25 protein-coding genes and 1 pseudogene are annotated in these 26,980 nt (G+C 65.2%); 8 read left to right on the plus strand and 18 right to left on the minus strand.

Annotation, left to right across the window (positions count from 1 at the left end):
* Positions 1 to 290, plus strand: a 290-nt coding sequence (locus EN852_RS20140; RefSeq protein WP_135879549.1) for a transposase, incomplete at its 5' end; no start/stop codon positions are given.
* Positions 291 to 489: 199 nt separating this feature from the next.
* On the opposite strand, the gene EN852_RS42430 is transcribed toward EN852_RS20140, so the two are convergent.
* The 3 genes and pseudogenes from EN852_RS42430 to EN852_RS43200 all read right to left on the minus strand — a co-directional run.
* A complete protein-coding gene (locus EN852_RS42430; protein ID WP_246694335.1) occupies positions 490 to 933 on the minus strand; it encodes a GMC oxidoreductase in 444 nt (147 codons plus the stop codon).
* Complete coding sequence (locus EN852_RS20145) at positions 860 to 1,903, minus strand: GMC family oxidoreductase N-terminal domain-containing protein (RefSeq protein WP_281407797.1); 1,044 nt, start codon at positions 1,901 to 1,903, stop codon at positions 860 to 862. The genes EN852_RS42430 and EN852_RS20145 overlap by 74 nt, the downstream gene beginning before the upstream one ends.
* Before the next feature lie 92 nt (positions 1,904 to 1,995).
* A pseudogene (locus EN852_RS43200) lies at positions 1,996 to 2,100 on the minus strand (lycopene cyclase family protein); the annotation flags it as partial.
* A gap of 234 nt (positions 2,101 to 2,334) precedes the next feature.
* Here EN852_RS43200 and EN852_RS20150 point away from each other — a divergent pair.
* The 4 genes from EN852_RS20150 (at position 2,335) to EN852_RS20165 (ending at position 5,821) form a co-directional block, all read left to right on the plus strand.
* Positions 2,335 to 3,609: an NAD(P)/FAD-dependent oxidoreductase gene (locus EN852_RS20150; RefSeq protein ID WP_127876610.1), complete on the plus strand. Its 1,275-nt coding sequence runs from the start codon at positions 2,335 to 2,337 to the stop codon at positions 3,607 to 3,609.
* A 35-nt stretch (positions 3,610 to 3,644) separates the two neighbouring features.
* The gene (locus tag EN852_RS20155; protein WP_042647582.1) at positions 3,645 to 4,061 is read left to right on the plus strand and encodes a RidA family protein; all 417 of its coding nucleotides are present in this window, start codon (positions 3,645 to 3,647) and stop codon (positions 4,059 to 4,061) included.
* A gap of 5 nt (positions 4,062 to 4,066) precedes the next feature.
* Positions 4,067 to 4,741: a DUF1028 domain-containing protein gene (locus tag EN852_RS20160; protein WP_127876611.1), complete on the plus strand. Its 675-nt coding sequence runs from the start codon at positions 4,067 to 4,069 to the stop codon at positions 4,739 to 4,741.
* Between the two features lie 150 nt (positions 4,742 to 4,891).
* The gene (locus tag EN852_RS20165; protein WP_127876612.1) at positions 4,892 to 5,821 is read left to right on the plus strand and encodes a LysR family transcriptional regulator; all 930 of its coding nucleotides are present in this window, start codon (positions 4,892 to 4,894) and stop codon (positions 5,819 to 5,821) included.
* A 3-nt stretch (positions 5,822 to 5,824) separates the two neighbouring features.
* On the opposite strand, the gene argE is transcribed toward EN852_RS20165, so the two are convergent.
* Positions 5,825 to 6,982, minus strand: coding sequence for an acetylornithine deacetylase (gene argE, locus EN852_RS20170; RefSeq protein WP_127876613.1), 1,158 nt, complete (start codon positions 6,980 to 6,982; stop codon positions 5,825 to 5,827).
* A 220-nt stretch (positions 6,983 to 7,202) separates the two neighbouring features.
* Here argE and EN852_RS20175 point away from each other — a divergent pair, with 220 nt between their 5' ends.
* Positions 7,203 to 9,272 (plus strand): NAD(P)-binding protein, encoded by a 2,070-nt coding sequence (locus EN852_RS20175; RefSeq protein ID WP_127876614.1) that lies wholly within the window; start codon positions 7,203 to 7,205, stop codon positions 9,270 to 9,272.
* A 12-nt stretch (positions 9,273 to 9,284) separates the two neighbouring features.
* On the opposite strand, the gene EN852_RS20180 is transcribed toward EN852_RS20175, so the two are convergent.
* The 6 genes from EN852_RS20180 to EN852_RS20205 all read right to left on the minus strand — a co-directional run bounded on the left by EN852_RS20180 (position 9,285) and on the right by EN852_RS20205 (position 15,727).
* Positions 9,285 to 10,307 (minus strand): aminopeptidase, encoded by a 1,023-nt coding sequence (locus EN852_RS20180; RefSeq protein ID WP_127876782.1) that lies wholly within the window; start codon positions 10,305 to 10,307, stop codon positions 9,285 to 9,287.
* Positions 10,308 to 10,458: 151 nt separating this feature from the next.
* Complete coding sequence (locus tag EN852_RS20185; protein ID WP_127876615.1) at positions 10,459 to 11,565, minus strand: SAM-dependent methyltransferase; 1,107 nt, start codon at positions 11,563 to 11,565, stop codon at positions 10,459 to 10,461.
* 15 nt (positions 11,566 to 11,580) lie between these two features.
* Entirely contained in the window at positions 11,581 to 12,159 is a 579-nt protein-coding gene (locus tag EN852_RS20190) for a DUF3726 domain-containing protein (RefSeq protein WP_189546072.1), read from the minus strand.
* Positions 12,156 to 13,805: a hypothetical protein gene (locus EN852_RS20195; RefSeq protein WP_127876617.1), complete on the minus strand. Its 1,650-nt coding sequence runs from the start codon at positions 13,803 to 13,805 to the stop codon at positions 12,156 to 12,158. Before EN852_RS20195 ends, EN852_RS20190 begins: the two co-directional genes overlap by 4 nt.
* Complete coding sequence (locus tag EN852_RS20200) at positions 13,802 to 14,803, minus strand: Ldh family oxidoreductase (RefSeq protein WP_127876618.1); 1,002 nt, start codon at positions 14,801 to 14,803, stop codon at positions 13,802 to 13,804. Before EN852_RS20200 ends, EN852_RS20195 begins: the two co-directional genes overlap by 4 nt.
* Positions 14,804 to 14,818: 15 nt before the next feature.
* A complete protein-coding gene (locus tag EN852_RS20205; protein WP_127876619.1) occupies positions 14,819 to 15,727 on the minus strand; it encodes a LysR family transcriptional regulator in 909 nt (302 codons plus the stop codon).
* A 100-nt stretch (positions 15,728 to 15,827) separates the two neighbouring features.
* On the opposite strand from EN852_RS20205, the gene EN852_RS20210 reads away from it, so the two are divergent.
* Complete coding sequence (locus EN852_RS20210; protein ID WP_127876620.1) at positions 15,828 to 17,276, plus strand: aldehyde dehydrogenase family protein; 1,449 nt, start codon at positions 15,828 to 15,830, stop codon at positions 17,274 to 17,276.
* Entirely contained in the window at positions 17,273 to 18,250 is a 978-nt protein-coding gene (locus EN852_RS20215) for a membrane dipeptidase (protein ID WP_127876621.1), read from the plus strand. The genes EN852_RS20210 and EN852_RS20215 overlap by 4 nt, the downstream gene beginning before the upstream one ends.
* Positions 18,251 to 18,258: 8 nt before the next feature.
* Here the strand turns inward: EN852_RS20215 and EN852_RS20220 are convergent, their stop codons facing one another.
* From EN852_RS20220 to EN852_RS20255, 8 genes are all read right to left on the minus strand, one after another.
* Positions 18,259 to 19,074 (minus strand): NAD(P)-dependent oxidoreductase, encoded by an 816-nt coding sequence (locus EN852_RS20220; RefSeq protein WP_127876622.1) that lies wholly within the window; start codon positions 19,072 to 19,074, stop codon positions 18,259 to 18,261.
* A gap of 144 nt (positions 19,075 to 19,218) precedes the next feature.
* Positions 19,219 to 20,835, minus strand: a complete 1,617-nt coding sequence (locus EN852_RS20230; RefSeq protein ID WP_127876623.1) for a hydantoinase B/oxoprolinase family protein — start codon at positions 20,833 to 20,835, stop codon at positions 19,219 to 19,221.
* Positions 20,832 to 22,928 (minus strand): hydantoinase/oxoprolinase family protein, encoded by a 2,097-nt coding sequence (locus EN852_RS20235; protein WP_127876624.1) that lies wholly within the window; start codon positions 22,926 to 22,928, stop codon positions 20,832 to 20,834. The genes EN852_RS20230 and EN852_RS20235 overlap by 4 nt, the downstream gene beginning before the upstream one ends.
* A 177-nt stretch (positions 22,929 to 23,105) precedes the next feature.
* A complete protein-coding gene (locus tag EN852_RS20240; RefSeq protein WP_127876625.1) occupies positions 23,106 to 24,053 on the minus strand; it encodes a LysR substrate-binding domain-containing protein in 948 nt (315 codons plus the stop codon).
* Positions 24,054 to 24,135: 82 nt separating this feature from the next.
* Positions 24,136 to 24,885: an SDR family oxidoreductase gene (locus EN852_RS20245; protein ID WP_127868626.1), complete on the minus strand. Its 750-nt coding sequence runs from the start codon at positions 24,883 to 24,885 to the stop codon at positions 24,136 to 24,138.
* Positions 24,886 to 24,895: 10 nt separating this feature from the next.
* Positions 24,896 to 25,606: an SDR family oxidoreductase gene (locus EN852_RS20250; RefSeq protein WP_127868627.1), complete on the minus strand. Its 711-nt coding sequence runs from the start codon at positions 25,604 to 25,606 to the stop codon at positions 24,896 to 24,898.
* 25 nt (positions 25,607 to 25,631) lie between these two features.
* Positions 25,632 to 25,787, minus strand: a complete 156-nt coding sequence (locus EN852_RS40895; RefSeq protein ID WP_189400937.1) for a hypothetical protein — start codon at positions 25,785 to 25,787, stop codon at positions 25,632 to 25,634.
* A 155-nt stretch (positions 25,788 to 25,942) separates the two neighbouring features.
* Entirely contained in the window at positions 25,943 to 26,902 is a 960-nt protein-coding gene (locus tag EN852_RS20255; protein WP_127876626.1) for a dihydrodipicolinate synthase family protein, read from the minus strand.
* Positions 26,903 to 26,980: the final 78 nt, after the last annotated feature.

Consider the following 26,980-nt stretch of genomic DNA (forward strand, 5'->3'; position numbering starts at 1 on the left):
TCGGCCAGCGCTCACCCAAGGCGATCGCCGCGCTCGTCGGCCTTGCCCCGTTCGACAACAAGAGCGGCAAGCTCAACCGCAGGAGCCAGATCCAGGGCGGGCGATCACGCGTGCGCCGCGCCCTCTACATGGCAGCCCTCACCGCCATCAGAACCTGTGAGCGCTTCAAGACATTCTACACAGCGCTTGCTGCCCGCTCGGGGTCCAAGAAACTGGCCATCATCGCCGTCGCAAGGAAGCTCCTGGTCGTCCTCAACGCCATCATTCGCGACAAAACCGCATTCGCGTGAACACAGTTGCCATTCCGTGACCTTGGTCGAAGAATGCAGCGGAGCAGAATTCTGCACCGCGGCGACGCCTCAACTTCACGGAATGGATTCTAGGGTCTGCGCGCGTCGCTTCGCTCCTTGCTCCGCCCTAAAATGACGAGGTTTGGAGGGCTTAAGCCAATTCCGGACGTTTGTGACGGTTCACCGAAATAGCTGCGACCTATTTGCCGTTGCGCGCCGAGCCGAGGATCATCTCGGAAGCCTTCTGGCCGATCATCATGCTTGGCGCGTTGGTGTTGCCGCCGATCAGTTTCGGCATGACCGAAGCATCCGCGACGCGAAGCCCTTCGACGCCCCGCACCTTGAGCGTCGCCGGATCGACGACGGCCATATCGTCGGTTCCCATCTTGCAGGTTCCGACCGGGTGATAGACGGTCAGCGCCTCGGCGCACAGATAGGCCAGGATCTCGTCGTCGCTGCTTACATCCTTGCCCGGAAGCATCTCCTTGCCGCGCACGCTGTCGAACTCGGGCGAGGCAAAAATCCGGCGCGCGATCTTGATGCCTTCAACCAGCACCATGGCGTCGTCTTCATGCGTGAAGAAGCGGTGGTCGATGAGGACGTCGCGGCGGGAATTGTCGCGCGACAGCCTGATCTCGCCCACGCTTTTCGGCCTCAGAACGCAGGTGTGAATGGCGTAGCCGTGACCGTATTCGATCAGCCTGCCGCGATGGCTGCGATATCCAGGCACGAAGTGGAACTGGATGTCGGGCAGGCCATTCGTGTACCTGGTTTTGGCAAAGGCCGGCTTCGACATAGTTGGTGGTGAGCATGCCCTTGCGGCGCGCGAAATACTGGAAAGGCGCCGCCGCGATGCGCGGCAGATTGGCAAGCGACAGGCCGAGCGTCCTGGTGCTCCTGGAGCGCACGGTGATCATGCCGTCGACATGATCCTGCAGGTTCTTGCCGACGCCCGGCAGGTCGAGCACCGGCGCGATGCCGATCGCTTGGAGTTCGGCAGCGGAACCGATCCCCGAGGCCATCAATATCCTGGGCGAGTTGATGGCACCGGCCGAAAGCACGATCTCGCGGCTGGCCGAGAGCGTCTTCTGCTGGCCCTGATGCCGAATGCGCAGTCCCGTGGCGCGACCCTCGGCGATGACCAGATCGATCACCTCGCATTGGCTGAGCAATGTCAGATTCTTGCGATGAAGCACCGGACGCATAAAGGCGCTGAAGCTGCTGAAGCGCTGCCCGCGATCCTGCGTGACGTTGTAGATGCCAAGGCCAAACTGGCTTTCGGCGTTGAAGTCGGCGTTGGCGGGGAGGTCGGCGTTCTTGCCAGCCTTGACGAACATGCTTGAAAGCACGTTCGGATCGCGCGGATTGTCGACCAGCAATTCGCCGTCGCTGCCGTGATAGCGCGAGTCCTGGCCAAGCAGGTTGCGCTCCAGCTTCCTGAACACGGGCAGCACGTCGCGGTAGGCCCAGCCGGCGCAGCCGAGACCGGCCCATTCGTCATAATCCTCGGCGGCGCCGCGGATATAGACCATCGAGTTGATCGAGCTCGATCCGCCCAGCGCCTTGCCGCGGTTGACTGGAATGCTGCGGTTGTTGAGCTGCGGTTGCGGCACGCCGACGAAACAATAGTCGTAGTTTGGGTTTCCATAGAGCGAATGCCCGCCGGCACCTTGACCCGCAGGCTGTTGTCGCTGCCGCCGGCCTCGATCAGGCACACTTTGACCGATGGGTCGGCGCTCAGCCGATTGGCCACCACGCAACCGGCCGAACCGGCGCCCACGACAATGTAGTCAAAGCTCTCAGTCTGCATCCCAGCCCCTCGAGAATGCCGGAACTCTAGGTGCGTCCATGGGGGCGAGAAATTCGGAAATGGTTACGCGTGACTTCGGAGATTCGTTATGGGCTCGCGCCGGCACGTGCTGCTACTTGTGAGCGCCAGTAAGAAGCGGTCGGATGGCGCAGCCTATCTGCATCCACCCACTGCCCAAGATCGGGTTTCATCCCGCGCAGCGGAAGCTGTCGGATGATCAAAAAAGGACTGAGCATGTCGGTTGAAACGGTAGACACGCTTGTCGTCGGTGGAGGCCAGGCCGGGGTGGCCATGAGCGAGCACCTGAGCAAATGCGGCGTGCCTCATCTGGTTCTCGAGCGCGGCCGGATTGCCGAGCGCTGGCGCTCGCAGCGCTGGGACTCGCTGGTCGCCAACGGTCCGGCCTGGCATGACCGATTCCCGGGCCTGGAGTTTCCTGTGACCGGCCCCGACGGCTTTCCGTCGAAGGAGGAGGTCGCCGACTATTTCGTCGCCTACGCAAAGCAGATCAACGCGCCGATCCGCTGCGGCGTCGAGGTCAAGCTCGTGCAGAGAAATGTCGGCCGTCCGGGATTTCGCGTCGAGACGTCGGATGGCGTGATCGAAGCCAACAGCGTCGTCGCCGCGACCGGACCTTTCCAGGTCCCCGTCATCCCATCTCTCGTTCCTGCCGATGCCGGTCTCCTGCAAATCCACTCCAGCGCGTACCGCAATCCGGCGCAATTGCCAAAGGGCGCGGTGCTGGTGGTCGGCGCGGGATCTTCGGGCGTGCAAATTGCCGATGAGCTCCAGCGCGCCGGACGGCGCGTCTATCTTTCCGTCGGCGCGCATGACCGTCCGCCGCGCTCCTATCGCGGGCGCGACTTCTGCTGGTGGCTAGGCGTGCTCGGCAAATGGGACCTCGAAACGCCAGGACCCGGCACGGAACATGTCACGATCGCTGTCAGCGGCGCGCGCGGCGGCGAGACGATCGATTTCCGTCGCCTGGCCGCGCAGGGGCTCACGCTGGTCGGCATGACCAAGGCGTACCAGGATGGCGTGATGCGTTTCGCGCCGGATCTTGCAAAGAACATTGCCCGAGGCGACGCCAATCTGATGTCGCTGCTGGACGAAGCCGACGCCTATGTCGCGCGCAACGGCCTCGACCTTCCGGAAGAGCCCGCCCTCCGCAAAATCGGCCCGGACCCTGACTGCGTGACCAATCCGATCCTCGAGCTCGATCTGGCCGAGGCCGGGATCGCGACGATCCTGTGGGCGACAGGCTTCGCCGTCGACTACAGCTGGCTGAAGGTCGATGCCTTCGACGAGAAGGGCCGGCCAAGGCACCAGCGCGGCGTCTCGACCGAACCCGGGATCTATTTCCTGGGACTGCCCTGGCAGTCGCGCAGGGGGTCGAGCTTTATCTGGGGCGTCTGGCATGATGCCAAGCATGTGGCAGACCGTATTTCGACGCAGCGTAAATATCTCGCCTACCACGCCGCCGCACAACGCGAGCCCGTGGACGCCTGACCAAAGCTGCGAGCCCGATCCAATTGGAGACCAAGATGGCGCATACGCGAATTCGCAAATTCAACACCAAGGAAACCTATCCCGAGCAGAAGCTCGACAACGACCTCTGCCAAGCCGTCGTCACGCGTGGCGGCCGCACCGTCTATCTGCGCGGCCAGTGCCCGCAGGATCTCGACACGGCCAAGAACATCGACAGCCACGATCCGGCCGAGCAGACGCACAAGGTCATGCAGAACATCAGGCAGCTCATCGAGGAGTGCGGCGGCACGATGGAGCATCTTGTGAAGGTGGTCGTCTACATCACCGACGTCCGCCATCGCGAGGCCGTCTATCGGACGATGGGCGAATACATCAAGGGCGTGCATCCGGTGTCGACCGGGCTGGTCGTGTCGGCGCTGGCGCGGCCGGAATGGCTGGTCGAAATCGACGGCACCGCCGTCATTCCGGACTGAGCGTCATGACCTTTTCCATCGTCGCGCGCTGCAGGCGCACGGGCATGTTCGGGGTGGCGGTGTCCTCGTCGTCCCCCGCGGTCGCGGCGCGCTGCGCCTATGCGCAGGCCGGCGTCGGCGCGGTCGCCAGCCAGAACGTCACCGACCCGACGCTCGGGGTCCGGGCGCTGGAGCTGATGGCGCGCGGCGCCTCCGCCGCCGAGGCGGTCGCGATCATCAAGCGCACGGCCGCCTTCAGCGAATACCGGCAGGTGCTGGCGGTCGACGCGGCCGGCGGCAGCGCGATCCATTCCGGGCCGAAGGCGCTCGGCATCTGGGCCGAGGCGCGCGGCGAGGCCGTCGCGTGCGGTGGCAACCTGCTCGCGAACGCCGGCGTTCCGCAAGCTATGGTCGACGCATTCCTTGCCTCCGAGGGCGACCTCGGTGACCGGCTGATTGCCACGATGCGCGCCGCGCTCAAGGCGGGCGGGGAGGCGGGACCTGTCCGCTCCGCCGGCATGAAGCTGGTGCGCGATGTGTCCTGGCCCGTCGCCGATCTGCGCTGCGACTGGACCGAGGATTGCCCGATCGAGCAGCTGGCTGCGCTGTGGGAGATCTACAAGCCTCAGCTCGATGCCTACGTCACCCGCGCCCTCAATCCGTCCGACGCGCCGAGCTACGGCGTGCCCGGTGACGAGTAATACCGGCAGTCTGGAGCAAGTCTGCGCGAACTCAGCCACAAGGAGTGGGTCGGCAAGGCGTCCGTGATCCGTTTTCGTGACAAAGCTTTCATCGAGGGCAGGAGCGGCCGCGACTTGATTGCAGCGACCAAACGGGCATCATAGCAGCCCATGCCGCTCCGCTTCACGCTCAGACAGCTCGAATATTTCGTCGCCGTTGGCGAAGCCGGCTCGATCGCCAAGGCGGCCGAGCAGGTGAATGTCTCGCCGCCGTCGATCTCGGCGTCGATCGCGCAGCTCGAAGCGGAGTTCGGCGTCCAGCTCTTCGTGCGCAAGCATTCGCATGCGCTGGCGCTGACGGCGGGCGGGCGCCTGTTCCTCAAGGAGGCCGCGCGGCTGCTCAACGATGCGGACGCGCTGCACGACATTGCCGGCGATATCGCCGAAAAGGTGCGCGGACCGCTGGCGGTCGGCTGCCTGCTCACTTTCGCGCAGATCGTGCTGCCGGCGCTGCGCAGAAAGTTCGAGGACGCCTATCCGGATGTGCGGGTCCGCCAGTTCGAGCGCAACCAGGGACAATTGTTCGAGATGCTGCAGCGTGGCGAAATAGACGCAGCGCTGACCTACGATCTCGAATTGTCGCAGGACATGACGTTCGAGCCGCTGATCCAGTTGCCGGCCTATGTGATGCTGCCGGCCGCGCATCGCCTGGCGGGGAGGGCGGGTATCACGCCCGAGGAACTGGTCGACGAGCCGATGGTGCTGCTCGATCTGCCCTACAGCCGGGAATACTTCCTCTCGGCGTTCCAGGGCCTGCGGCCCAGGATCGCCGAGCGCACCGGCGACATCGCCGTGATGCGCTCGATGGTCGCCAACGGCTTCGGCTACGGCATTGCCAATATGCGGCCGCTCAACACCATGTCGCCGGACGGCAAGCTGCTGGTCTTCGTGCCCTTGCTGGGAGACATCAGGCCGCTGACCATGGGCATTGCGCTGCCCAATGCCGAGCATCGCACGCTGACCGTGCAGGCTTTCATCGACCATTGCCGCCGTTTCGTGGTCGAGCAAGGCGTCTTCGGCACCGAGCGCATCGTCAAGTAAGAGTCACGGCCAGCCTTCGGCGAGCCGCGACAGCAGTCGCTCCAGCATCTCGTCGCAGCGCCGGAATTGTTCGACGCTGACATATTCGTCCGGCTTGTGCCCCTGCGCCATGGAGCCCGGTCCGCAGACGACGGAAGGCGTGTCGAGATCACGGCTGAACAATCCGCCTTCCGTGCCGAAGGCGACCTTCATGGTGTCGTTGGCTCCGGTCAGTGATTTGACGAAAGCGACGGCTTCGGACGTCGCCGGCGTATCGAGACCCGGATAGGTGTAGGTGATCTCGATGTCGATCGCCGCTTCGGGGGCGATTGAAGCGGCGTCAGAGGCAATGCGCGCCGCGGCAGCGCGGAGCCTGTCGAGAATGCCGGCGGCATCGTCGGCGGCGACGTTGCGGATCTCGAATTCCACCTCGCAAAGGTTGGGCACGATGTTGAGCGCCACGCCGGCATTGATCTTGCCGACATGCACGGTGGTGTAAGGAATGTCGTAATCGCCGTCGCGCGGGCCTTCGCGGGCGAGCCGCTCCTGTTCGTCGCGCAAGGCGCGCACGAAATCGCAACCGAGATGGATGGCGTTGAGCGCCAGCGGAGCAAGAGCCGAATGGCCCTCGCGTCCCTTGCAGACGGCGCGTGCGGCGAGCTTGCCCTTGTGCCCCGTGGCCACCTGCATGTTGGTCGGCTCGCCGACAATACACAGCAGCGGGCGTTGGGGTGCCGCGCTCAGCATCTCGATCAGGTCTCGCACCCCGAGGCAGCCGACCTCCTCGTCATAGGAGAGCGCCAGATGCAAGGGCGTGCGAAGCGCCATCTTCGAAGCCTTGAGGCAGGCGGCGAGCGCCGAGGCCACGAAACCCTTCATGTCCGCCGCGCCGCGCCCATAAAGCTTGCCGTCGCGTTGGGTCATCGCGAAGGGCGGCAGCGTCCAGTTTTGGCCGTCAACGGGAACGACGTCGGTGTGGCCGGACAGCATGATGCCGGGCTTGTTGGCCGGACCGATCGTGGCAAAGAGATTGGCCTTGTGACCGTCGGCGCTGTGGATGATCTGGCTGGCTATGCCGTTGGCTTCCAGGAGGTTCGCCGCGTAGCCAATGAGGTCGAGGTTCGAGTCACGGCTCACCGTCGGGAAGGCGATCAGCCGTTCGAGGATCCTGATGCTGTCCATATCTCTTGCCTCGTTGCCGCTCTCGGCTGTGTAGCATCGTGGCGTGGCGGCGCTGAAGTCGCATTTGGCTCAGCCCCGGTTCATCGCAGGCTAATCCCAGATGCGCGATTAGGCGTGTCCTAATCCGCACAGAAGAATTCCGTTGTTTTCCTGCGTCTGCGCCAACTTATGAGTAGTCTCCAGAGCATCGGCAGCGCCAGCCGACGGGAAGGGAAGTACCATGCGCGACCCACGCTACGACATTCTGTTCGAGCCGATGAAGATCGGTCCGGTGACCGCCAAGAACCGCTTCTATCAGGTTCCGCATTGCAATGGCGGAGGCTACCGCGATCCGTCGGCCGCGGCCGAGATGCGGCGCATGAAATCCGAAGGCGGATGGGGCGTCATCTTCACCGAGCAGACGGAGATGCACCACACCTCGGAGATCACGCCCTTCATCGAGCTCAGGCTGTGGGACGACGCCGACATTCCGGCGCTCGCCAAGATGGCGAAAGCCATGCACGAATATGGCGCGCTCGCCGGCATCCAGCTTGCCTATTCCGGCATCAACGGCCCCAATCTCTACACGAAAGAGGTTCCGCGCGGGCCGTCGGCCCTGCCGATCCGCACCTTCACCAACGATCCGGTGCAGGCGCGGGCCATGGACAGAGAGGATATACGCGACCTGCGCCGCTGGCACCGCAATGCTTTCAAGCGCGCGAAGCAGGCAGGTTTCGATTTGGTCTGTCTCTACGGCGCGCATGGCTTCGGCATCATCCAGCATTTTCTATCCACCGCCACCAACCAGCGCAGCGACGAATATGGCGGCTCGCTGGAAAACCGCTCGCGGCTGATGCGCGAGCTGATCGAGGAAGGGCGCGAAGCGATCGGCGACACCTGCGGCCTGACACTCAGGCTGTCGCTGGACGAGATGATCGGCGAGCTTGGCTTCGCCAATTCGGAAGTCCGCGACATGATCGAGATGCATGCCGAGCTGCCCGATCTCTGGGACCTCGCCCATGGCGCCTGGGAGGATTGCTCGGGGCCGTCGCGCTTCAAGGAAGAGGCCGCGCAGGAGAGCCTCGTCTCCGGCATCAAGAAGCTCACCTCGAAGCCGGTCGTCGGCGTCGGCCGCTTCACCTCGCCCGACGTGATGGTGCGGATGATCAAGTCGGGCACGCTCGACTTCATCGGTTGCGCCCGCCCGTCGATCGCCGATCCCTTCCTGCCGCGGAAGGTTGAGGAGGGCCGCATCGAAGACATCCGCGAATGTATCGGCTGCAACATCTGCATCACCGGCGACATGACCATGTCGATCTCGCGCTGCACGCAGAACCCGACCTTCATGGAGGAATGGCGCAAGGGCTGGCACCCGGAGCGCATGCAGGCCAAGGGCGGCAGCGACAGCGTGCTGATCGTCGGCGCCGGGCCTGCCGGACTGGAGGCCGCCCGCGCGCTCGGCCTGCGCGGCTATCAGGTGGCCTTGGCGGAAGCAGGCACCGAGCTTGGCGGCCGCGTGGCGCGCGAATGCCTGCTTCCGGGCCTGTCGGCCTGGGGGCGGGTGCGCGACTATCGCCAGTACCAGCTCAGCCAGATGCCGAATGTCGACATCTATTTCGAAAGCCGGTTGTCGGCGGACGACATCCTGTCCTTCGGCTTCCAGCACGTCGCCATTGCGACCGGGTCGACCTGGCGACGCGACGGCGTGGCGCGCGCCCATGTCGTGCCGATGCCGATCGATGCCGCCATGCCGGTCTACACGCCCGACGATCTGATGGACGGCAAGGTGCCTTCCGGCAATGTCGTGCTGTTCGACGATGACCACTATTACATGGGCGGCGTGCTGGCCGAGCTGATGGCGCGGCAGGGCGCGAAGGTGACCTTGGTGACGCCGTCGGCCTATGTCTCGGACTGGACCCGCAACACGCTGGAGCAGGGGGCCATCCACCGCCGTCTGGCGGAGCTGGGCGTCGATATCGTCCTCAACAGAACCGTCACGAGCATCGCGTCGGGCGGCGTCGCCACGGCCTGCGTCTACACAGGCGCGCGTCAGGAATTGGCGGCCGATGCCGTCGTCCTGGTCACGTCGCGCAATCAGGACGACGCCGTCTGGCGCGAGCTGAAAGCCCGGGAGAGCGAGTGGGCCGGCAACGGCATCCGGTCGGTCAAGGTCATCGGTGACGCCGAGGCGCCAGGGCCTATCGCCTGGGCGACCTATGCCGGCCACCGCTTCGCCCGCGAGCTGGACGAAGCCGATATCGGCGACGCGCTGCCTTTCAGGCGCGAGGTGGCGGCGCTGGCGGCGAATTAGAGCCGGTTCAGCTCAATCACATGTCGTCGCAGCCTTGAGCGCTTCGGCACGGGAGGGCGCGGGCAAGGCGCCGATCCGTCGAACAGCGGCGTAGAACCTCGGATAGTCGCCGGAGCACAAGTCGAACAAGCGAAGAAACGCCGGGACCTCTTCGCCGTAGACGGCGGTCGCGGCGAGCTTCGCGTTGTTGATCGGGCTGTCGAACCAGGCGTCGTACCCCCGGTATCCGGCCCAGCGCTTGTCGCGCAATTGCCGGTAGCGCATCCGCAGCCTGTCGATCGTAGCTGCCTTGGCGACCGCCATCTGCTCTGGGCTACGGGGACTTCCATAGACCTGTTTCAGCTCGTCGCGGGTCTTCGAGATCAATCCGAGGAAATCCGCCTTGCGCTTTCGATCGGCTTCGTAGCTGCGCAATCCGGCGCGGTTGCCGGTGGCGCGGAGCCATTTCCGCGTGCCGGTGGTTTCGACGGAAACAGCGAAAGCCTCGTTGAAAGCGGAGTCGCCGTTCACATAGACTTTCTGATGCGCCAGCTCATGGAAGACAAGGCTGGCGAGATAGGTGTCGTTCTGGCGCAGCATGGTGCTGAGCAGCGGGTCGCTGAACCAGCCCAGCGTGGAATAGGCCGTGATGCCTGTCACATAGACGTCCAGCCCTTGCCGCTGCAGCGCGGCGGCATTTTCGAGCGCGTCCTTGCGCGAAAAATACCCCTTGTAGGGAACGCAGCCGAACACCGGAAAGCACCATGTTATCGGCGCGAGCGAGAATTGCGGCGCGGCAAAGACCGCCAAGGTCACATCGTTGCGGCCCACGTCGACATAGCTGCGGTAGCTGCTGTTGTCGGGCAGCGCCAATTCTTTTGTGGCGAAGCGGCGAATGGCGCTGGCCGACGTCAGCTTGGCGCGCAGCGCCTTGGGCGTAGAGGGATCGCGGATCAGTCTTCCAACATTTTTCCGCGCGGCCATGATCTCGACATGGCCCTCCAGCGACTGCGCATAATAGGAAATGCTGGTGCATCCGGTCACGCCGGACGCCATGATCGCAGCGGCAAGCAATCGAAAAACGCGCTTCAAAGCTTGCCCACCGCCTGCTCATCTCCTCGGGAGCGAATGTCCCCTTGCTTCCCGAGTCTCAAACAGGCGCGCCTGTTTTCGTCAAGACCTGGAGCGGGCGGCGTTTGCCGGTCCGTCAAGACTTGACGATTTCCGTCACGCAGTGGACGTAGTCCATGCGGTGGCCTTCGGGAGCTTGTGCGACGTCGGCTTCATAGGCGCCGTAGAAATCGTCGACGATCGCGGAGCGTTCGCTTGGCGGTCGCGCGGGATCCAGCGCGTTGGCGAAAACGGTCTCGGACCAGGAGCGCAGCGTCGGCACATAGGCGCGGGCGAAATCCTTCGCATTGCGGTGGGTGCGGAAGGCTTCCGCATAGGGGCAGGGCGTGACCATGGTGAACATCGTCTCCAGCCTTAGCCCGGCTTGCGACACCGGCGAAGTGGGATCGCGGAACGGCGCGGCAAACTCCTCAGGTGTCTTGTAGAACTGCTGGAACGTCGCGTTGACGTATTCCACCTCGTTGATCCGCCCGGCCCGCAGCAGGCCGCGCCAATGGCGCGCGAAGCTGTCGAACATGTCGGCGCCTGTCGTATGCCCGAGATAGCGGCCTTCCTCGTCGACGCAGAAATTGGCCAGCGCCAGCCGCCCCCCTGATCGCAATTCGCGCGCCCTGGCAAGCAGGATCGTCTCCCAGTCGCGCAGCGCCTGGGCGCGGAACTGCTCGCGCTCGGCATTGCTTGCACCGACCGCCTGGACGTGATCGGCGATCATGCAGGGCCGCTTGCTGATCCAGTGCATCGCCGTCGCGGAGAAGCCGAAGGAGAGCGAATCGTCCGGCAGGATCTGGCGGTAGAAGCTGGTGCCGCTGCCGAAGATGTAGAGCCCTGGCGTCTCGGCCAGCGGGACGTCCGTCGAGGTCCCGAGCAGTCCCTGGCTGAGCCGGAACAGAGTCGAGAAATCATTATGAGGCAGGTCGGTGTAGGTGATCGATATCGCCCGGTTCGGTTCCGCCTCCCGAACGGCACCGACCAGCCGCCGCATCATGTCCATCGAAGTGCCCCCATCGGCGGCGCCGAAATCGGCGATGGCGAAGGGCAGGCCGTCGGCCAGCCGAGGCATCCTGGCGACAGCCTCGACGACGAGATCGCCGACCTTGTCGATGACGTATTTGGCGCCGACGGTGTTGGCCGAATAATAGCCCGCGCCACGCATGGCAATCTTCTGGCCGTCGGCTGCGCTCATTTTGTTCTCCCCTTGTTATTCATCGTCCACCCGGCCGCCGCCGGCACCACGCAGGCGCGATCGTTCGCTTTCCGGCACATAGGTTCTGGCGGCGAAGGAATTGAGCGCCGCAAGCGTCCGGTCGTCGATCGCACCGCGCCGGCTTGTTGCCGGCTGCTCGGTGTCGGCGCGGCGCTCGATGACGACATCGGCGCGCGTCGCCCGCGCCATGGGCCGCGCCACGCCCATCGTCGAGCAGCGCAGCATGGCGTCGAGCCAGACCGGCAGGCCGACATCCAGGATCGTCAGCGGCATCACGTTCGCTGGAAGTGGTTCGTCGAGCAGCAGGGCCGCCGTCCGGATCGGACAGAGCGGCCTTCCAGTCGCGACGTCAATCTTGCCGCTCCGCCAGCGCGCCGCGCGGGCAGGATCGGGCGGCTCGAAGGATTGCGCGCGTTCGGCAAGGTTCAGCATGGCCAGGCCCCAGTTGTCGTCCTCGACCGCGATCCGGCGCGCCGCGCGGCCGATATCCTCGGCCAATCCCCATGAAAATCCGGCGCCCCGCGCCGCCTTGGCGCTCAGCGTTTCCACCTCGTTGAGCGACAGGTCGATCACGCGGCTTCTCCGGCCATCGTGGCGACATCCTCGATCAGCGGCTCGCCGCTGAACAGCGCGATGCGCAGCCAGCGGTCGGAGCGCGGATCGAAGCTGCGCGCGCCGAAGAACGCCAGCTTGGCGCGTAATATGTCGACGGGCCGCAATTCAGCGCCGATCAGATTGTCGTGGATCTCGGCATAGGGAAATTTGGCGACGATCTGGGCGCGTCGCACCGCATGGCGCCATTCCGGCCGGCGCAGCAGGAAGTCCGCGACACTGGCCGAGGCCGGCTCCCGCGCCAGCGCGGCCGCCAGGCCGAGCGCGTCGCGCGCGGTGGCCAAAGGTTGTTCGAGTTCGGCGCCGTCCTCCTCGAAGCGCTCGCCAAGCCTTGGCTCGAGCTTCTCCGCCGAGACGTACCAGAAGCGCGCGTTGGCGGCCGGCTCGGCGAAGTCGATTGCCCTCGCCCAGGAATAGGAGTCGAGAAGCGCCTGGCGCAGCGAACCGCAATTCATGCTGCCGTCGACGGTATGGCCCGGCGTCTCGTCGGCCTTCATCGTGTCGCCGAGCTCGTCGATCAAGGCGCCGTGCGGTTCCAGGATAAGGGAGACGCAGGCTTCCTGCCCCTCCAGCGAGAAGTGATCTTCAGCGAAGCGATAGAGCGCATCCCATGGGCGCGGCTTCGCCAGAAGCTGATCGAGATTTTCGGCCAGCGTGTCGAGGTCGCGGGCCAATATTCGGGTCGCGGCGGCCTGGCGGCTGTCGTCACTGTGCCAGCGGGCAACGCGCCGGCGCAGATCGACGAGCGCGTTCGAGAAGGCGTCTCGTTCCGCTTTCCCGGCTTGTGGTACGGCGCGCACCCGCGCCAGCGCGGTTTCGCGGGCCAGGAACCAGCTATGCGTCAACAGCGGATGGCGCACGAGGAAGGGCGCCATGCCGAGCCCGGTCGCGTTGCCCACACCAAGTGCCCGGCGCAGGTCCTGCGCCAGCCTTGCCGCGCCGGCCGGGTTGCGGCGACGGGCAATGTGATCGACGAGGTCGAGAGTGAAGGAGCGGATCAGCCAGACGGTGAGCATTTCGGCCTGGAAGGATCCGGCAAGCTCCGGACGTGCGGCGATCTCGTCGCGATCGGCGATGCCGAACTTGCCGTTGCCGTAGACCGCCGTGGTGCGAAGCAGATAGCCGACGCCGAGCAACTGCTCCTCATTCGGCTGTCGTCCCTGCGCCAGCACCGTGGCGACGTCCTCAAAGAGCCTGACACTCTTGTTCGCGCGCGCCAGCACCAGTTCGCGGCTGGTGTAGCGGCCGGCCTCCTGCAGCGGCGCATTCGCCTCCAGCCGGGCGATGTCGGCGGCGTCCGGCAAGCCGTCGTAAAGCACGTAGCTCGTGTCCCAGGCCTGCGCGATTACCCGGTCCGAGCGCTTCTCGTCGTCGAGCGGCGTCGAGAACGCGATCAGGCTGTAGGTCCTTGCCGGCGTCTCGACCGCATAGCACGCACGCCCGAACCCATTGTCGTCGAGGTCGAACAGGTGCCTGCGGACACGCCATTTCTCCCTGGTGGCGCGGCGGATCATCTGGCGCAGGAAGCTGAGCCGCGTCGGATGCGCCGCGCCAAGCCGTTGCAGGCGCATGACGACCTCCGGCGGGCGCAGCGCGATCGCCGTCATGCGGCCATCCCGGCGAGTTTTTCCAGCGTGGCGAGCGTCTCGGCCGCCACCTCGATGCCTTGGGCATTGCTCTCGCGCGCGCCGAAGCGCCTCGTGCCGGGAAGCCGCGCCTCGCCGATGAAGGCGCCGGCGACGGTTTCCAGATTGCCTGCGAACGCCCCGGCCGACGTCGCGTCGGGCGAGACCGCCAGGAAGAACTGGCCGGTTCCAGGCGGGCCCCCGGCGGTGCCGGAGAAGGGGCTCGCGACAAGTCCTGGATTCGCCCCTGTCAGGCATGCGGCGAAAATCTCCACCAAAAGCGCCGAGCCGACGCCCTTGTAGCCGCCCGCCGGAGCCATCGTGCCCTTCAGCGCTTCGCCGGCATCGGTGGTCGTCTCGCCGCTCGCGTCGAAGGCCCAGCCGGGCGGGATAGGCTCGCCGGCGCGGGCCCGCTTGATGACCTCGCTTTTGGCGACGACGCTTGCGCTCTGGTCGATGACGAAGCGCGCGCCGCCCTGTCCATCCGGGACCGCGAGCGACCAGGGATTGGTGCCCACTGCCGCCTTGCGGCCGCCCCAGGGCGCGATCGAGGCCGGCGCGTTGGTGAAACCCAGCCCGACCAGGCCGGCCTGGGCGATGCGCTCGGTGTGATAGCCCAACGCGCCGCAATTGTAGGAATTGCGGATGGCGAGCGCGGCGACGCCTTGGGAGCGCGCCGCTTCGATCAGCGGCGGCATGCCGAGGGCGATTGCCGCATGGGCAAAGCCGTTGCCGGCATCGACGGCGACAACGGCCGGCGCAGGCCGGGTCAAGCGCGGCTCGGCCAGTCCCAGCACCTTGTCGCAGGTCAAGTGCTCGCAATAGGTCGGCAGATACATCAGCCCGTGCGACTTCAAGCCGTCGCGTTCCGCCGCCGCGATGCCGGCGGCCAGCGCCACAGCCTGCCGCTCGCTAGCGCCATGCCGCGTCAGCGCTTCCCGGGCGAGCGTTTCGATGCGGGCTTGCGTCAGGCGTGTCATCCGGTCAACCACCAATCATGCCGCGGCATAGCCGAACTCTCCCTCGCTCGTCTGGGTCTGCTGGCGAATGCATTCGATGAAGCGCAGCGACGCGGGCTGCAGGTTCCGGCCTTCCTTGGCGATCCAGCCGACCGTCCGGCTCGAGCGCGGATCGGCAAGCGGGACGAAGCGCACGGCATGGCTGCATTTCCAGCGGCAGAGCCGGGGCAGGATGGTGACGCCGAGCCCGGCCTCCACCATCGCCAGGTTGGAGCTCACATTGGTCGCAGTGAGCTTCGAGCCGGCGGCAAGCGCCTCGGTCTCGGCAAGCCCGAGTGCTTCGGCCGCGCCATTGCGGATGAAGTTCTCGCCTTCCAGCTGCGCCCATTTCAACGGGCGCTTCGATTTCGCCAGGGGATGATCGGCCGGGCAGACGAAATCGAGCGGCTCTTGGAACAGCGGCTCGAAGCTGAGCTGCGGCCGTCTGGTGGCGAGCACGCAAAGGCCAACCTCAACCATGCCGTTTTCCACCGCCTCGACGATCGCGTTGGAATCGCTGTCGCGCACATGGATGTCGAAACTGCTGCCCTCGGCGCGGAGCTGGGCGATCGCGCGCGGCAGTAAGGTGACCGCGACCGAAGGAACGCTTGCAACGTCGCAGCGGCCCTGCAGGTCCGCGGCGTAGCTGGTCATCGCCAGGCAGGCGCGGTCGTAATGGGCGATCATCGCGCGCGCCTCGTCGAGCACGATGCGCCCGACCGGCGAGAGCGCGCCCTTGCGCTCGCTCTCGAACAGTGGCGCGCCGATATCGTCTTCCAGTTGCTTCAGGGTCATCGACACGGCTGACGGCGTTCGGCCGATCTGATCGGCGGCGGCACGCACGCCGCCGGTCTCGCAGACCGCGACGAAGCTGCGCATGCCGGTCAGGCTGATGGTTTTGGTCACTGTTAAGCTTGCCTGAACATTTGTGCCAAAAATTGAGCTTGATTGAAGTTCACAGCATTGCTTAGGTCGTTGTCAACCGAATTGATGCAGGTCGAACAGGATGCTGAACGGTCAGAACTTTGTTGCAGGCGAATGGCGCGACGGCGCCGACTGGATCGAGGATATCAATCCATCCGACGTGACCGATGTCGTCGGGCGCTTTGTCCAGGCGCGGCCGTCCGACATCCATGACGCCGTTGCGGCGGCGCAAGGCGCGCAGCGCGAATGGGCCGCGGCGGGCCTCGAAGCGCGAGCCACTGTTCTCGACGCCATCGGGCGCGAGTTGATGGCCCGCTCGAAGGAGCTTGGCGAACTGCTTTCGCGCGAGGAGGGCAAGACCCTTCCCGAGGGTGTCGGCGAGGTCTATCGCGCCGGGCAGTTCTTCACCTATTTCGCCGCCGAAGCCTTGCGCAATCTCGGTGCCTCCGCCGACTCGGTCCGGGCCGGCGTGGACGTGCTGATCGAGCGCGAGCCGCTTGGCGTCGTCGCGATCATCTCTCCCTGGAATTTCCCCATCGCCACCGCGTCCTGGAAGATCGCGCCGGCGTTGGCCTTCGGCAATGCCGTGGTCTGGAAACCGGCCAGCATCACGCCGGCCAGCGCCTGGGCGCTGACCGAGATCATCAGCCGGCAGGCGATCCCGAAAGGCCTGTTCAGCCTGGTGATGGGATCGGGGTCGACGATCGGCCGCGAGCTTGCCGCCAATGCCGACATCCAGGGCCTGAGCTTCACTGGCTCCGGCGCTGTCGGCTCCGGCATAGCCGCGCTGGCGGCGGCACGCTTCGTGAAGCTCCAGCTCGAAATGGGGTCGAAGAATCCGTTCGTGATCATGGACGACGCAGACCTCGACCGCGCCGTCGACCTTGCCGTGAACGGCGCCTTCGGCGGGACGGGTCAGAAATGCACGGCCTCGTCGCGCCTGATCGTGCACCGGCCGATCCATGACGCCTTCGTCGAGAAGCTGCTGGCGAAAACCCAGGCGCTGAAGGTAGGCCATGCGCTTGAGGCTGGCGTCCAGATGGGGCCGGTGGTGAGCGCAGAGCAGCTCTCGGCCGATCTCGACTATGTGACGCTCGGCATCAGTGAGGGCGCCGAGCTTGCGACCGGCGGCGAGGCGCTCGATCTAGCGCATCGCGGCCACTACATGGCGCCCGCCGTGTTCCTCAACGGCCGCTCGCGCATGCGCATCAACCAGGAGGAGATGTTCGCGCCGATCACCTGCGTCATTCCGGCCGACGATCTCGACGAGGCGATCTTCCTTGCCAACGACACGCCCTATGGGCTGACGGCCGGCATCGCCACGCGCTCGCTGGCGCGCGCGACGAAGTTCCGGCATGCCTCCCGCTCGGGCTGCGTCATGGTCAACCTTGCAACCGCCGGCACCGACTATCACGTGCCGTTCGGCGGCGTTCGTGCCTCGAGCTACGGTCCGCGCGAGCAGGGACGTTCGGCGGCTGAGTTCTACACCCAGGTCAAGACGTCCTACATTCACGCGGGCGCGGCCGAATGACCGCCGTTGCGCCGCAGGTGCTCATCGACGGGCTGCAGTACTGCAACTGGTCGCGCGAAGTTTTTGCCGAGATGCGCCAGGGCGGGCTGACCGCCGTCCATGCCACGGTCGGCTACCACGAAGGTTTTCGCGAGACGGTGCGGCATCTGGTGGATTGGCGTACCCGCTTCCGCGACAATGAGGACCTGATCCTTCTGGCGCGCGATAGCGGTGACCTGGAGCGGGCGCGGGCCACGAACCGGACGGCTATTTTCCTCGGGCTGCAAAATCCGATGCCGATCGAAGACGACATCGGCCTGATCGAAATGCTCTTCGATCTCGGCATCCGCTTCATGCAGCTCACCTACAACAACCAGTCGCTGCTGGGCTGCGGCTGGATGGAAAAGGAAGACAGCGGCGTGACGCGGATGGGCCGCGAGGCGATCGCCGAGATGAACCGGCTCGGCATGATCATCGACCTGTCGCATGCGGGCGAGCGGACCGCGCTCGAAACGATCGCGCTGTCGCAGCGGCCGGTGGTCATCAGCCACGCCAACCCGCGCTGGCTGCGCGACAGCAACCGCAATGTGTCCAAGACCGTCCTGCAGGCGCTGCGCGCAAGAGAGGGTCTGCTCGGCCTTTCGCTCTACCCGCTGCATCTTCCGAAGGGCTCGGACACGACACTCGATCAATTTGGCAAGATGGCCAGGGAAGCGGCTGAAATCATGGGAGCGGAGCATCTCGGCATCGGCTCGGATCTCTGCCAGCACCAGCCCGACAGCGTCGTGCGCTGGATGCGCGAGGGCCGCTGGACTCGCGAGGGCCAGGCCGCTGCAAGCTTCCCGGCTCAGCCGTCCTGGTTCGGATCGAACATCGATTTTCCCGGGCTCTCGCAAGGCCTTCTCGCCGCGGGCTTCGACGAGACGGGAGCATCCCTCGTGCTCGGAGGCGCCTGGCAGCGCTTCATCCGGGACAGCCTGCCTCCCGCTGGCTGAATGCCGCGCTATTCTGCCGGCTTGTCGTCCGGGTGGCCAAGCTCGCAGAACCAGCCGCCGAGATATTTCACCGAGGGCCTCTTCGGATCGGGAACAGGGGTCTTCGCCTCGACGGCGGCGCGGAACGGCTCGGCGCTGTCCTGCGGGATGAAGCCGAGATGGTCGGCGCCGCTGTTGTCGACCATCTTCAGCTTGTTGTCGGAAATGCCGAACGAGATGGTGTGGCCGACGCGCGGCGCCGTCAGCGACGCCTCGACCAACCGCACGCAGTCGGCGAAGGAGAGATAAGACCACAGCATGCGGCGATCGGCCGGTTCGGGGAAGGACGAGAAGATGCGCAGGCACACCGTCTCGATGCCGAACTTGTCCCAATAAAGCCGGCTCAGGCTTTCGACGAAATTCTTCGACACGCCATAGAGGCTGTCGGGGCGCACCGGCGCATCGACGCCGATATGCGCCTCGATCTCGTGATAGCCGATGGCGTGCACCGAAGACGCATAGATGACGCGCTTCACGCCGTGTTTCCGGGCGCCTTCATAGATGTGGTAGGAGCCGCGGATGCTGGAATCCAAGATGGTCTGCCATTCGCATTCGAGCGGAGCGCCGCCGAAATGCACGATCGCGTCGCAATCCTTGGTGGCCGCGATGGTCGCTTCCATGTCGGCGAGGTCGAAGACCGCCTCCTCCTCGTGAGCCGCAAGATCGCCGAGGGGTTCGCGGTCCGCCAGGCGGATCGTCCTGGCGAGCGGGGCCAGCCCCTTGCGCAGCTGCGAGCCGAGCCGGCCGGCGGCGCCGGTGATCAGGATACGTTCATAGTGCGGCATCGCTTACTCCACTTGCGCGACGGAGGCGGTGATCCGCGCGGTCGCCTCGGTCAGCATTCTTCGTTGGTCGCGGTCGAGATGCGGAAATGGGGTGACAGTCCATAGGCGACGCTGGGCACTGACGCCACCCTGCCTTCGTCCTCATCACTCATCCCCCTTGATGTAACCCTTGGACCGGTCATTGGCCCGAGCGGCCGCGCTGCGCCTGGCCGGATCGCCATAGCCGCCGCCGCCCGGCAGTTCCAGGATCAGCCTGCGCCCTGCCGGTACATGCTGCCAGCCTTTCGGGCGCATCTTGGTGCCGTCGTCGAGCGTGACTGAGCCGGCGACGCCAGGCTTGCCGCCCTCGCGGCCATGGGCCGGATGATTGACGCGGTCGAACATCGCCGAGAAATCGAACTCGTGGCCGTCGGTGGCGGCGATCTCGATGACCTGTCCCAGGCCGCCGCGAAATTCGCCGTCGCCACCGGAATTGGGCCGCAGCTCCTTGCGCCAGATGACGATCGGACCCGTATGCTCAGTCGCCTCGATCGGCATCGTGTGCACGCCCGACGGGAAGGCCGTCGCCGACAGGCCGTCGAGCCCGGGTCGGGCGCCCATGCCGCCGGAGTTGAACATCAGCACTTCGGCCCTGCGGCCGGATGCGCCGGCTGCGGGACGCGCCGAGATGTGGATGTTCCACAGCGCGCCGGCGCCTTCGGCGAGGATCTTGCCGGGCAGCGCCTTGGAGAAAGCTCCCAGCACCAGATCGGGAACCATGTGGCCGAGAATGTGCCTGAGCGCCACCGGCGCCGGCCGTACGGCGTTCAGGATATTGATGGGTGACGACACGGTGAAGAAGGCCAGCGACGCGGCGTTGTTCGGAATGTCCGGCGCCACCATGCATTTCAGCGCATAGCAGGCATAGGCCTTGCTGTAGATGATCGGGCAGTTGATGCCCCAGCGGCTCATCGGGTCGCTGCCGGTGAAGTCGACCTCGACATGGTCGTCGCGGACCGAGACCGTCGCCGCCAGTTTCACGGGTTCGTCGTAACCGTCGGTCATAAGCTCGTTCGACCAGCTTCCCTTGGGCAGCGCCTCGATGCGCTCGAGCATGGCGTCGCGGGTGCGCGAGAAGATGAAGTCGCGGAGACCGTCGAGCGAGGCAAGGCTGGTCTCCTTCATCATGTCGATCAGGCGGCGGTGGCCGACCTCGTTGCAGGCGGCCAAAGAGTAGAAATCGCCGACCACCTGGTTCGGCTCGCGGACATTGGCGCGCAGGATGCGGACGAGGTCGAGGTTGACCTTGCCCTTTTCCGCGAACTTCATGATCGGGATCTGGATGCCTTCCTCATAGACCGACTTGCCGTCGGCGCCGAAACCGCGGCCGCCGACATCGACGACATGCGCCGTGCAGGCGAAGAAGGCGACGAGCTCGCCGTTCAGGAAGGATGGCGACACCATGGTGATGTCGTGCAGGTGACCGGTGCCGAGCCAGGGATCGTTGGTGACATAAGTGTCGCCCTCGAACATCTCCTCGCGCGGTATCGCGTTCATGAAATGCAGCACGGCCTCGGCCATGGTGTTGACGTGGCCCGGCGTGCCGGTGACCGCCTGCGCGAGCATCTGGCCGCGCGGGTCGAACACGCCGGCCGACAGGTCGCCGGCTTCGCGCACCGAGGTGGAGAAGGCGGTGCGCAGCAAGGTCAGCGCCTGCTCCTCGACCACCGAGATCAACCGGTTCCACATGACCTGCATGCGGATTTCGCCAATATCGCTCATGCCTGGCTGCCTTTGCGGATCAGGAGGATCGCGCCGTCGCTCTGTATAACGGCGTCGAAGCTGGTGGTGACGACGGTCGATGTCTCGCGCTCCACGATGACCGCAGGGCCTGCCACCCTGTCGCCGGCGAAAAGCGCGTCGCGTTCGACGATGCCATAGGTCTGTGGCGCGCCGGTCGCCGGATCGAACACTGCGCGGGTCGTTGTCGGTTCGCTCGTCTTGCTGCCGGTGGTGAGTTCATGCCGCGTCACGGCCGGACGAACATCCGTCGCCTTCACCGACCAGGTGACGATCTCGATCTCCAGCCCGTTGAGCCCCTCGATGGCGCGGCCGAAGAAGCGCTGGTAGTTCTCTTCGAAGAGGTCTTTGAGCTTGGCCACCGCATCGTCGCCGAACGGCTCGTCCGCCAGCGGCACGGGGATTTCCCAGCCCTGGCCGGCATAGCGCATGAAAGCGGTGATCTCGCAAACGATCCTGCCGCTGGCGCCGGTGCGCACGAAGCCCTCGGCGGAGGCTTTGAGGTTGGCGAGCAGGGCATTCACGTCTGCGGACTTGAAGCGCGACAGGCGCGTCAGCTTCGACGCCAGCGCCTCGTAGCCGAACGGCGCCTTGAGGAAGCCGATCGCGGAGCCTACGCCTGCGCCGCGCGGCACGATGCACTGGTCGATACCGAGCTTTTCGCAGAGCCTTGCCGCATGCAGTGGTGCGGCGCCGCCGAAGGCGATCATCAGATTGTCGGAAATGTTCTTGCCGTTCTCGACGGCATGGACGCGGGCGGCGTTGGCCATGTTCTCGTCCACCACCTCGCAGATGCCGAAGGCTGTCGAGAGGGCGTTGAGCGACAGGCGTTCGCCGACATCGCGCAGGATCGCCTGTTCGGATGCAGCCTTGTCGAGCTTGATCGCGCCGCCGGCGAAATTGTCGGGGTCGACCTTGCTGAGCACGAGGTCGGCGTCGGTGATCGCCGGGCGTCTTCCGCCGCGGCCGTAGCAGGCCGGGCCAGGCTCCGAGCCGGCGCTCTCCGGTCCGGTCTGGATGCGGCCCATGGCGTCGACCCAGGCGATGGAGCCGCCGCCGGCGCCGATCTCGATCATCTCGATCACCGGAATGGAGATCGGCATGCCCGAGCCTTTCGAGAAGCGATAGGTGCGCGCCACCTCGAAGGTCCGCGCCGTGCGCGGCGCAAAATCCTCGATCAGGCAGATTTTGGCGGTGGTGCCGCCCATATCGTAGGAAACGACTTTTTCCAGGCCGAAGCGCCGGGCGATATCGGCGGCGAAGATGGCGCCGCCGGCCGGGCCGGACTCGACCAGCCGCACCGGGAATTCCGAAGCAGTCTCCACGGAGATCAGGCCGCCGCCGGAATGGATCATGAAGACCGGGCAGTCGGCGCCCATGTCCTTCAGCCGCGTCTGCAGGCGGGCGAGATAGTCGGCCATCCGCGGTTGCACATAGGCGTTGGCTGAGACCGTGTTGAAGCGTTCGAACTCGCGCATCTGCGGCGAGACCTCGGCGCTGATCGAGATCGGGATGCTGAGTTTCCTGGAGAGGATTTCGCGCGCCCGGCGCTCGTGGTCCGGGTTGGCGTAAGCATGGATGAAGCCGATCGCCACCGAGCCGAAATTGCCTGCCGCGATCCGGTCGGCGATTTCCTCCAGGGCGGCTTCGTCGAGCGGCTGCAACTCCTGGCCCTCGGCGCCGATGCGGCCCTTGACGGCAAAACGGTCCTCACGCGGGATCAGCGGCGCCGGCAGTTGCAGGTTGAGATCATATTGCTCGAAGCGGTTCTCCGTGCGCATCTCGATCACGTCGCGAAACCCGTCCGTCGTGACCAGGGCGGTCCTGGCGCCGCGCCGTTCGATCAGGGCATTGGTGGCAAGCGTCGTGCCGTGGATGATGATGCCGATCTCGGCCGCCGAAATGCCGGCGTCGCGGATGACGACGTCGATGCCGTCGAGGATCGCCTGCTCGGGCGCGGTATAATTGGTCAGCACCTTGGTCGAGAACATCTCTCCCCTGACATCGAGCGCGATGTCGGTGAAGGTGCCGCCGATGTCCGCGCCGAGGCGGATGTCGTCTGATCTGGAGGTCATGCCTTGGCCTTCCGGGAAGAGAATGCTGCGTCGCGCATTTGGGCGGCAAGCGGACAGACTTGCCTTTCGGCTTATATCTGCACTCCAGCGGGCCGGCGCGAAATCAAGAAATGCGGCTCATTCGAAAGTTTTTCTTTATTGTCTCGCGCGCCAGAACGCTTGTCTCGCAGCCGCTTGTCAGTCTGAAAGCGGGGTCGGTTTCGGCAAGGAGAGCTTGAGGTCGCTCAGCCAATCCTCCTGGGCGAGCCAGCGGTGCAGCGCGGCCACCGCCTTCACGCGCAGATGCCCGCGCGGGACGACGAGATAGAAACCGGGCACTTCCTCCGGCTTCATATCAGTGATGGCGTCGCGGCCGATCGGCGCGACCAGCGCGCCGGAGCGGAAATCCTCCTCAGCGTCAATGACGGAAACCAGGCCGACGCCGATGCCTTGCAGGGTCGCCCGACGCATGGTCGCCGCGTCGTCGAAGCTGATGCTGCGGTCACCGTCGGATAGCTCGACGCCAAGGTGCCGCAATATGTCCGGCCACAGGCGCTTCGACTTCACGGTGTCGAGCAGCGTGAACTTCGTCAGGTCACACGCCGACTTGATCTTCTCGCCGATCGCCGGCGTGCAGCAGATGATCTTCGGGTCCGGCACCAGGAGCGTGGTCTCGTAGTCGGGCCAGTGGCCGTAGCCCCATTGGACAGTCATATCGATGTCGTCGCGACCGAAGTCGGGCAGGTCGACCATCGTCGTCAGGCGCAGATCGGCGCCAGGCAGGATCTCGCGGAACAGCGACAGCCTCGGCAGCAGGTAGTGCGTGGCGAAGTATGGACTGGCGTTGAGGTTGATGCGGTCGCGGTGGTTTGACTTAGTGACGCGACGAACGCCTTCGGAAAATTCGTCGAAGCCGGCCTTCACGTAATGCGAAAGAAGGATCGCCGACTCGGTCAGTTCGATCGAGCGGCCCTTGCGCTTGAAGAGTGTGACCTGCAACGTGTCTTCAAGCAGCTTGATCTGCTGTCCGACCGCTTGCGGCGTGACCAGCAATTCGTCGGCGGCCTGGCGGAAGCTTTTGTGCTGCACGACGGCATGGAAGACGCGCAGCGCGTTGAGCGAGGGCAGGCGAAGCTTGCCGGTCATGGTGAATTCCGCCTCCTTTCGTTCGAGACTCCGTCGATCGTGCACTACCGTACTTCAGCAGCCATCGGCTGCCGAAATAGATTCATGCGTAGATGTAACCTCCTGAAACGATGACGTTTTCGCCGGTCATGTAGGTGTTCTTGGGTCCGCCGGTCATCAGCACCCATTCGGCGATTTCGGTCGGCTCGGCGCCGCGGCCGAGCGGGCTTGCCTTGGCCAGCTCCTCGAGGAAGCCGAGCGCCTTGGCCTTCTCGGTGGCCATGCCGGCGGGCGCGACGGAGTTCACCAGGATGCCGTCCCTGGCGACGTGATGCGCGAAGGACCGGGTCAGGCTGACGACGGCTGCCTTGGTCGCGGCATAATGGGCGTTCTGGGGATGCGCCTTGAAGGCGTCGACCGAGGTCAGATTGACGATGCGGCCGCGCACCTGGGCTTTCGGCTCCTGCGCCTGCATGTGGCGAACCGCGGCCACCATCATGTGGTAGGTGCCCTTGATGTTGATGCCGTTGGAGGCGTCCCAATCGGCGTCGGTGATTTCGAGCAGCGGACGGCGCGGATAGATGGCGGCGCAATTGATCAGCGTGTCGACGCGCCCAAGCTCGGCCGCGATGGAATCGAAGGCGGCGTGGCACTGCGCGCCAACCTGGATGTCGCAAGTCGCGGCCACTGTTGGCAGGCCCTTGGCCTTCGCCGGACCGAGCGCGGCCTCGGCGGCTTCCTGATTGATGTCGATGATGCCGATCTTTGCCGCGCCAGCGTCGACGGCCATCTTGGCGAGAAGGGCGCCGAGGCCGGCGCCTCCGCCGACGATCAAAACGGAAAGGTCTTTCATCCTGGTTTCCTTACTTGGTGCCGCTCGGCGAAGTCGGCCATGTCGGCATGATGTCGAAACGGGTGACGTCGGCCCATGCCGGCAGCGCGAGCACGGCGACGACCATCCTGGCCACGTCATCCGGCTGCACCACTTTGCTGGCGTACATGGCGGCGCGCGCCTTGGCGTCGAGGATGTCGTTGTAGAGCTGCGTCTCGACACGGCCAGCGACGATCTCGGTGACGCGTATGCCGGATGGCGAGAGGTCGGCGCGCAACGCGCTGGCAAAGCCGGAGATCGCCGCCTTGGTGGCCGAATAGACGGCGATGTTGGAAAATGCCGCGTGGCCGGCGATCGAGCCTGTGAACAGGATATGCCCCGACTGCCGCTCACGCATCCGCGGGACGACGAGGCGGGTGAGCAGGATTGTGGCGCTGAGGTTCACCTCCAGCGTGGCGTCGATGTCGGCGATCTTCATGTCGGCGAAATTGCCGAGCGGCGGCATCATGCCGGCATTGTTGATCAAGACGTCGATGGTGAGATCCGCCAGCGCCGACTCCAGCGCCTCGCGATCGGTGACGTCGACAGCGATCGGCATGATGCCCGGACGTTCGGCCTGCAGTTCTTTCAGCGCCGCCTGGCTGCGGCCGACCGCATAGACCTCGTAGCTGGCATCGCTCAAGGCGATTGCGATCGCGCGTCCTATGCCGCTCGTCGCACCTGTGATGAAGGCTGTCGTCACCTGAGCTTCCCCATTTGCCTGGCTTTCAATGTGCGGCGCGGGCCGGCGCCGCAAAACCAAGAAAACCAGCAAAAAGGAAAGATACACTTTCGAAAGCCGGTGCGGCGTTTGAAACGTTCCACGCCGCCTGCGCGATTTTCAAGGCCACAAAGCAAAGGAATACAATGCTTTCGGCGCGCAAGGGAGGGCTCATGCCGGCCGATCGAACAAAAACATAGCTTTCGCAAATCGGATGGCGGATAGCCCTCGGTTTGTGTGTTGAGGCCGCATCTGGCGCGGACCATCCGCCCTTCATCCTGGTGAAGGGCGAAGTCGAGCGGCCTCAGGTCCTCGAACTCAGGCCGCGTAGCGTGCCATTACGGGCTGCCTTGACCACTGGGCGTACCAGGTGTCGAACAGCTTGAGCTGTGCCTCGGCATAGCCGCGCTGGCTGTCGGTCAGAGCATCGGTCTCGTTGAAGTGCAGCCTGTATTCAGGATTACCCTTCAGAACCATCATGTGCTTGAAATAAAGCACCAGGTCGGGCCCCTCGTCGAAGGAGGACAGCACGGCGAGCGCGGCATCCAGTTCCTGCGCCAGCCGGCGCGCCTCGGCGTCGCCCTTCGCCGCCGCCTGGCTTAAGCCGACCAGATGCAGCACTTCCTTCGGCAGCACGTTGCCGATGCCGGTGATGGCGCCCGAAGCACCGCAATTGACGAAACCGTGGAAGACGGCGGTGTCGACGCCGATCATCAGCGCGACCTCGTCGTCGCGGCTGGTGATGTTTTCGGCCGCGTAGCGCAGATCCGACGGGCCGCCGAACTCCTTGAAGCCGACAAGGTTCGGATGTTCGGCCCGCAGCGCGAAGAAGAGATCCGCGCGCGTGGCAAAGCCGTAATAGGGGCTGTTGTAGATGACAGCGGGCAGGTCGGGGGCGGCAGCAAGGATCGCCTTGAAATGGTGGCGCTGCGCGGTGACCGACGGACCGCGCGACAGAACGCGCGGGATCACCATCAGGCCGCGCGCGCCGACCTTCTGGGCATGCGCGGCATGGGCCACGGCGCTGGCGGTGTTGACCGCGCCGGTGCCGACGATCACCGGCACGCCGGCCTTCACCAGGCGCTCGACGCCTTGCATGCGCTGCGCGTCGGTCAGCAACGGCCAGTCGCCCATGGAGCCGCAATAGACGACCGCAGACATGCCGGCGGCGATCAGTTCCTTACCTTTACGCACCAGCGCGTCGAAGTCGGGAAGCCGGTCATTGGTGCAGGGCGTCATCAGCGCCGGCATGCAGCCGGAAAAAACATTGGCGGTCATCTGGGATTCTCCTTGAGGCTGGCACGCAGATTGATCAGTTTGTCCCGAAGCAGCACCGCTTGCCAAGCGGATAGTGGC

It is taken from the genome of Mesorhizobium sp. M2E.F.Ca.ET.209.01.1.1, from assembly GCF_004010375.2.
Taxonomy (GTDB): domain Bacteria; phylum Pseudomonadota; class Alphaproteobacteria; order Rhizobiales; family Rhizobiaceae; genus Mesorhizobium.

What these genes read in the sequence shown, in the direction of transcription:
- EN852_RS20245 (WP_127868626.1), bottom strand. Translation starts at nt 24,885, where the DNA reads ATGAAAGACCTTTCCGTTTTGATCGTCGGCGGAGGCGCCGGCCTCGGC.
- EN852_RS20255 (WP_127876626.1), bottom strand. Translation starts at nt 26,902, where the DNA reads ATGACCGCCAATGTTTTTTCCGGCTGCATGCCGGCGCTGATGACGCCC.
- EN852_RS20180 (WP_127876782.1), bottom strand. Translation starts at nt 10,307, where the DNA reads ATGGCGTCCGGCGTGACCGGATGCACCAGCATTTCCTATTATGCGCAG.
- EN852_RS20175 (WP_127876614.1), top strand. Translation starts at nt 7,203, where the DNA reads ATGCGCGACCCACGCTACGACATTCTGTTCGAGCCGATGAAGATCGGT.
- EN852_RS20220 (WP_127876622.1), bottom strand. Translation starts at nt 19,074, where the DNA reads ATGCCGCACTATGAACGTATCCTGATCACCGGCGCCGCCGGCCGGCTC.
- EN852_RS20160 (WP_127876611.1), top strand. Translation starts at nt 4,067, where the DNA reads ATGACCTTTTCCATCGTCGCGCGCTGCAGGCGCACGGGCATGTTCGGG.
- EN852_RS20150 (WP_127876610.1), top strand. Translation starts at nt 2,335, where the DNA reads ATGTCGGTTGAAACGGTAGACACGCTTGTCGTCGGTGGAGGCCAGGCC.
- argE (WP_127876613.1), bottom strand. Translation starts at nt 6,982, where the DNA reads ATGGACAGCATCAGGATCCTCGAACGGCTGATCGCCTTCCCGACGGTG.
- EN852_RS20215 (WP_127876621.1), top strand. Translation starts at nt 17,273, where the DNA reads ATGACCGCCGTTGCGCCGCAGGTGCTCATCGACGGGCTGCAGTACTGC.
- EN852_RS20210 (WP_127876620.1), top strand. Translation starts at nt 15,828, where the DNA reads ATGCTGAACGGTCAGAACTTTGTTGCAGGCGAATGGCGCGACGGCGCC.
- EN852_RS20165 (WP_127876612.1), top strand. Translation starts at nt 4,892, where the DNA reads ATGCCGCTCCGCTTCACGCTCAGACAGCTCGAATATTTCGTCGCCGTT.
- EN852_RS20185 (WP_127876615.1), bottom strand. Translation starts at nt 11,565, where the DNA reads ATGAGCGCAGCCGACGGCCAGAAGATTGCCATGCGTGGCGCGGGCTAT.
- EN852_RS20195 (WP_127876617.1), bottom strand. Translation starts at nt 13,805, where the DNA reads ATGACGGCGATCGCGCTGCGCCCGCCGGAGGTCGTCATGCGCCTGCAA.
- EN852_RS20200 (WP_127876618.1), bottom strand. Translation starts at nt 14,803, where the DNA reads ATGACACGCCTGACGCAAGCCCGCATCGAAACGCTCGCCCGGGAAGCG.
- EN852_RS20155 (WP_042647582.1), top strand. Translation starts at nt 3,645, where the DNA reads ATGGCGCATACGCGAATTCGCAAATTCAACACCAAGGAAACCTATCCC.
- EN852_RS20230 (WP_127876623.1), bottom strand. Translation starts at nt 20,835, where the DNA reads ATGAGCGATATTGGCGAAATCCGCATGCAGGTCATGTGGAACCGGTTG.
- EN852_RS20240 (WP_127876625.1), bottom strand. Translation starts at nt 24,053, where the DNA reads ATGACCGGCAAGCTTCGCCTGCCCTCGCTCAACGCGCTGCGCGTCTTC.
- EN852_RS20235 (WP_127876624.1), bottom strand. Translation starts at nt 22,928, where the DNA reads ATGACCTCCAGATCAGACGACATCCGCCTCGGCGCGGACATCGGCGGC.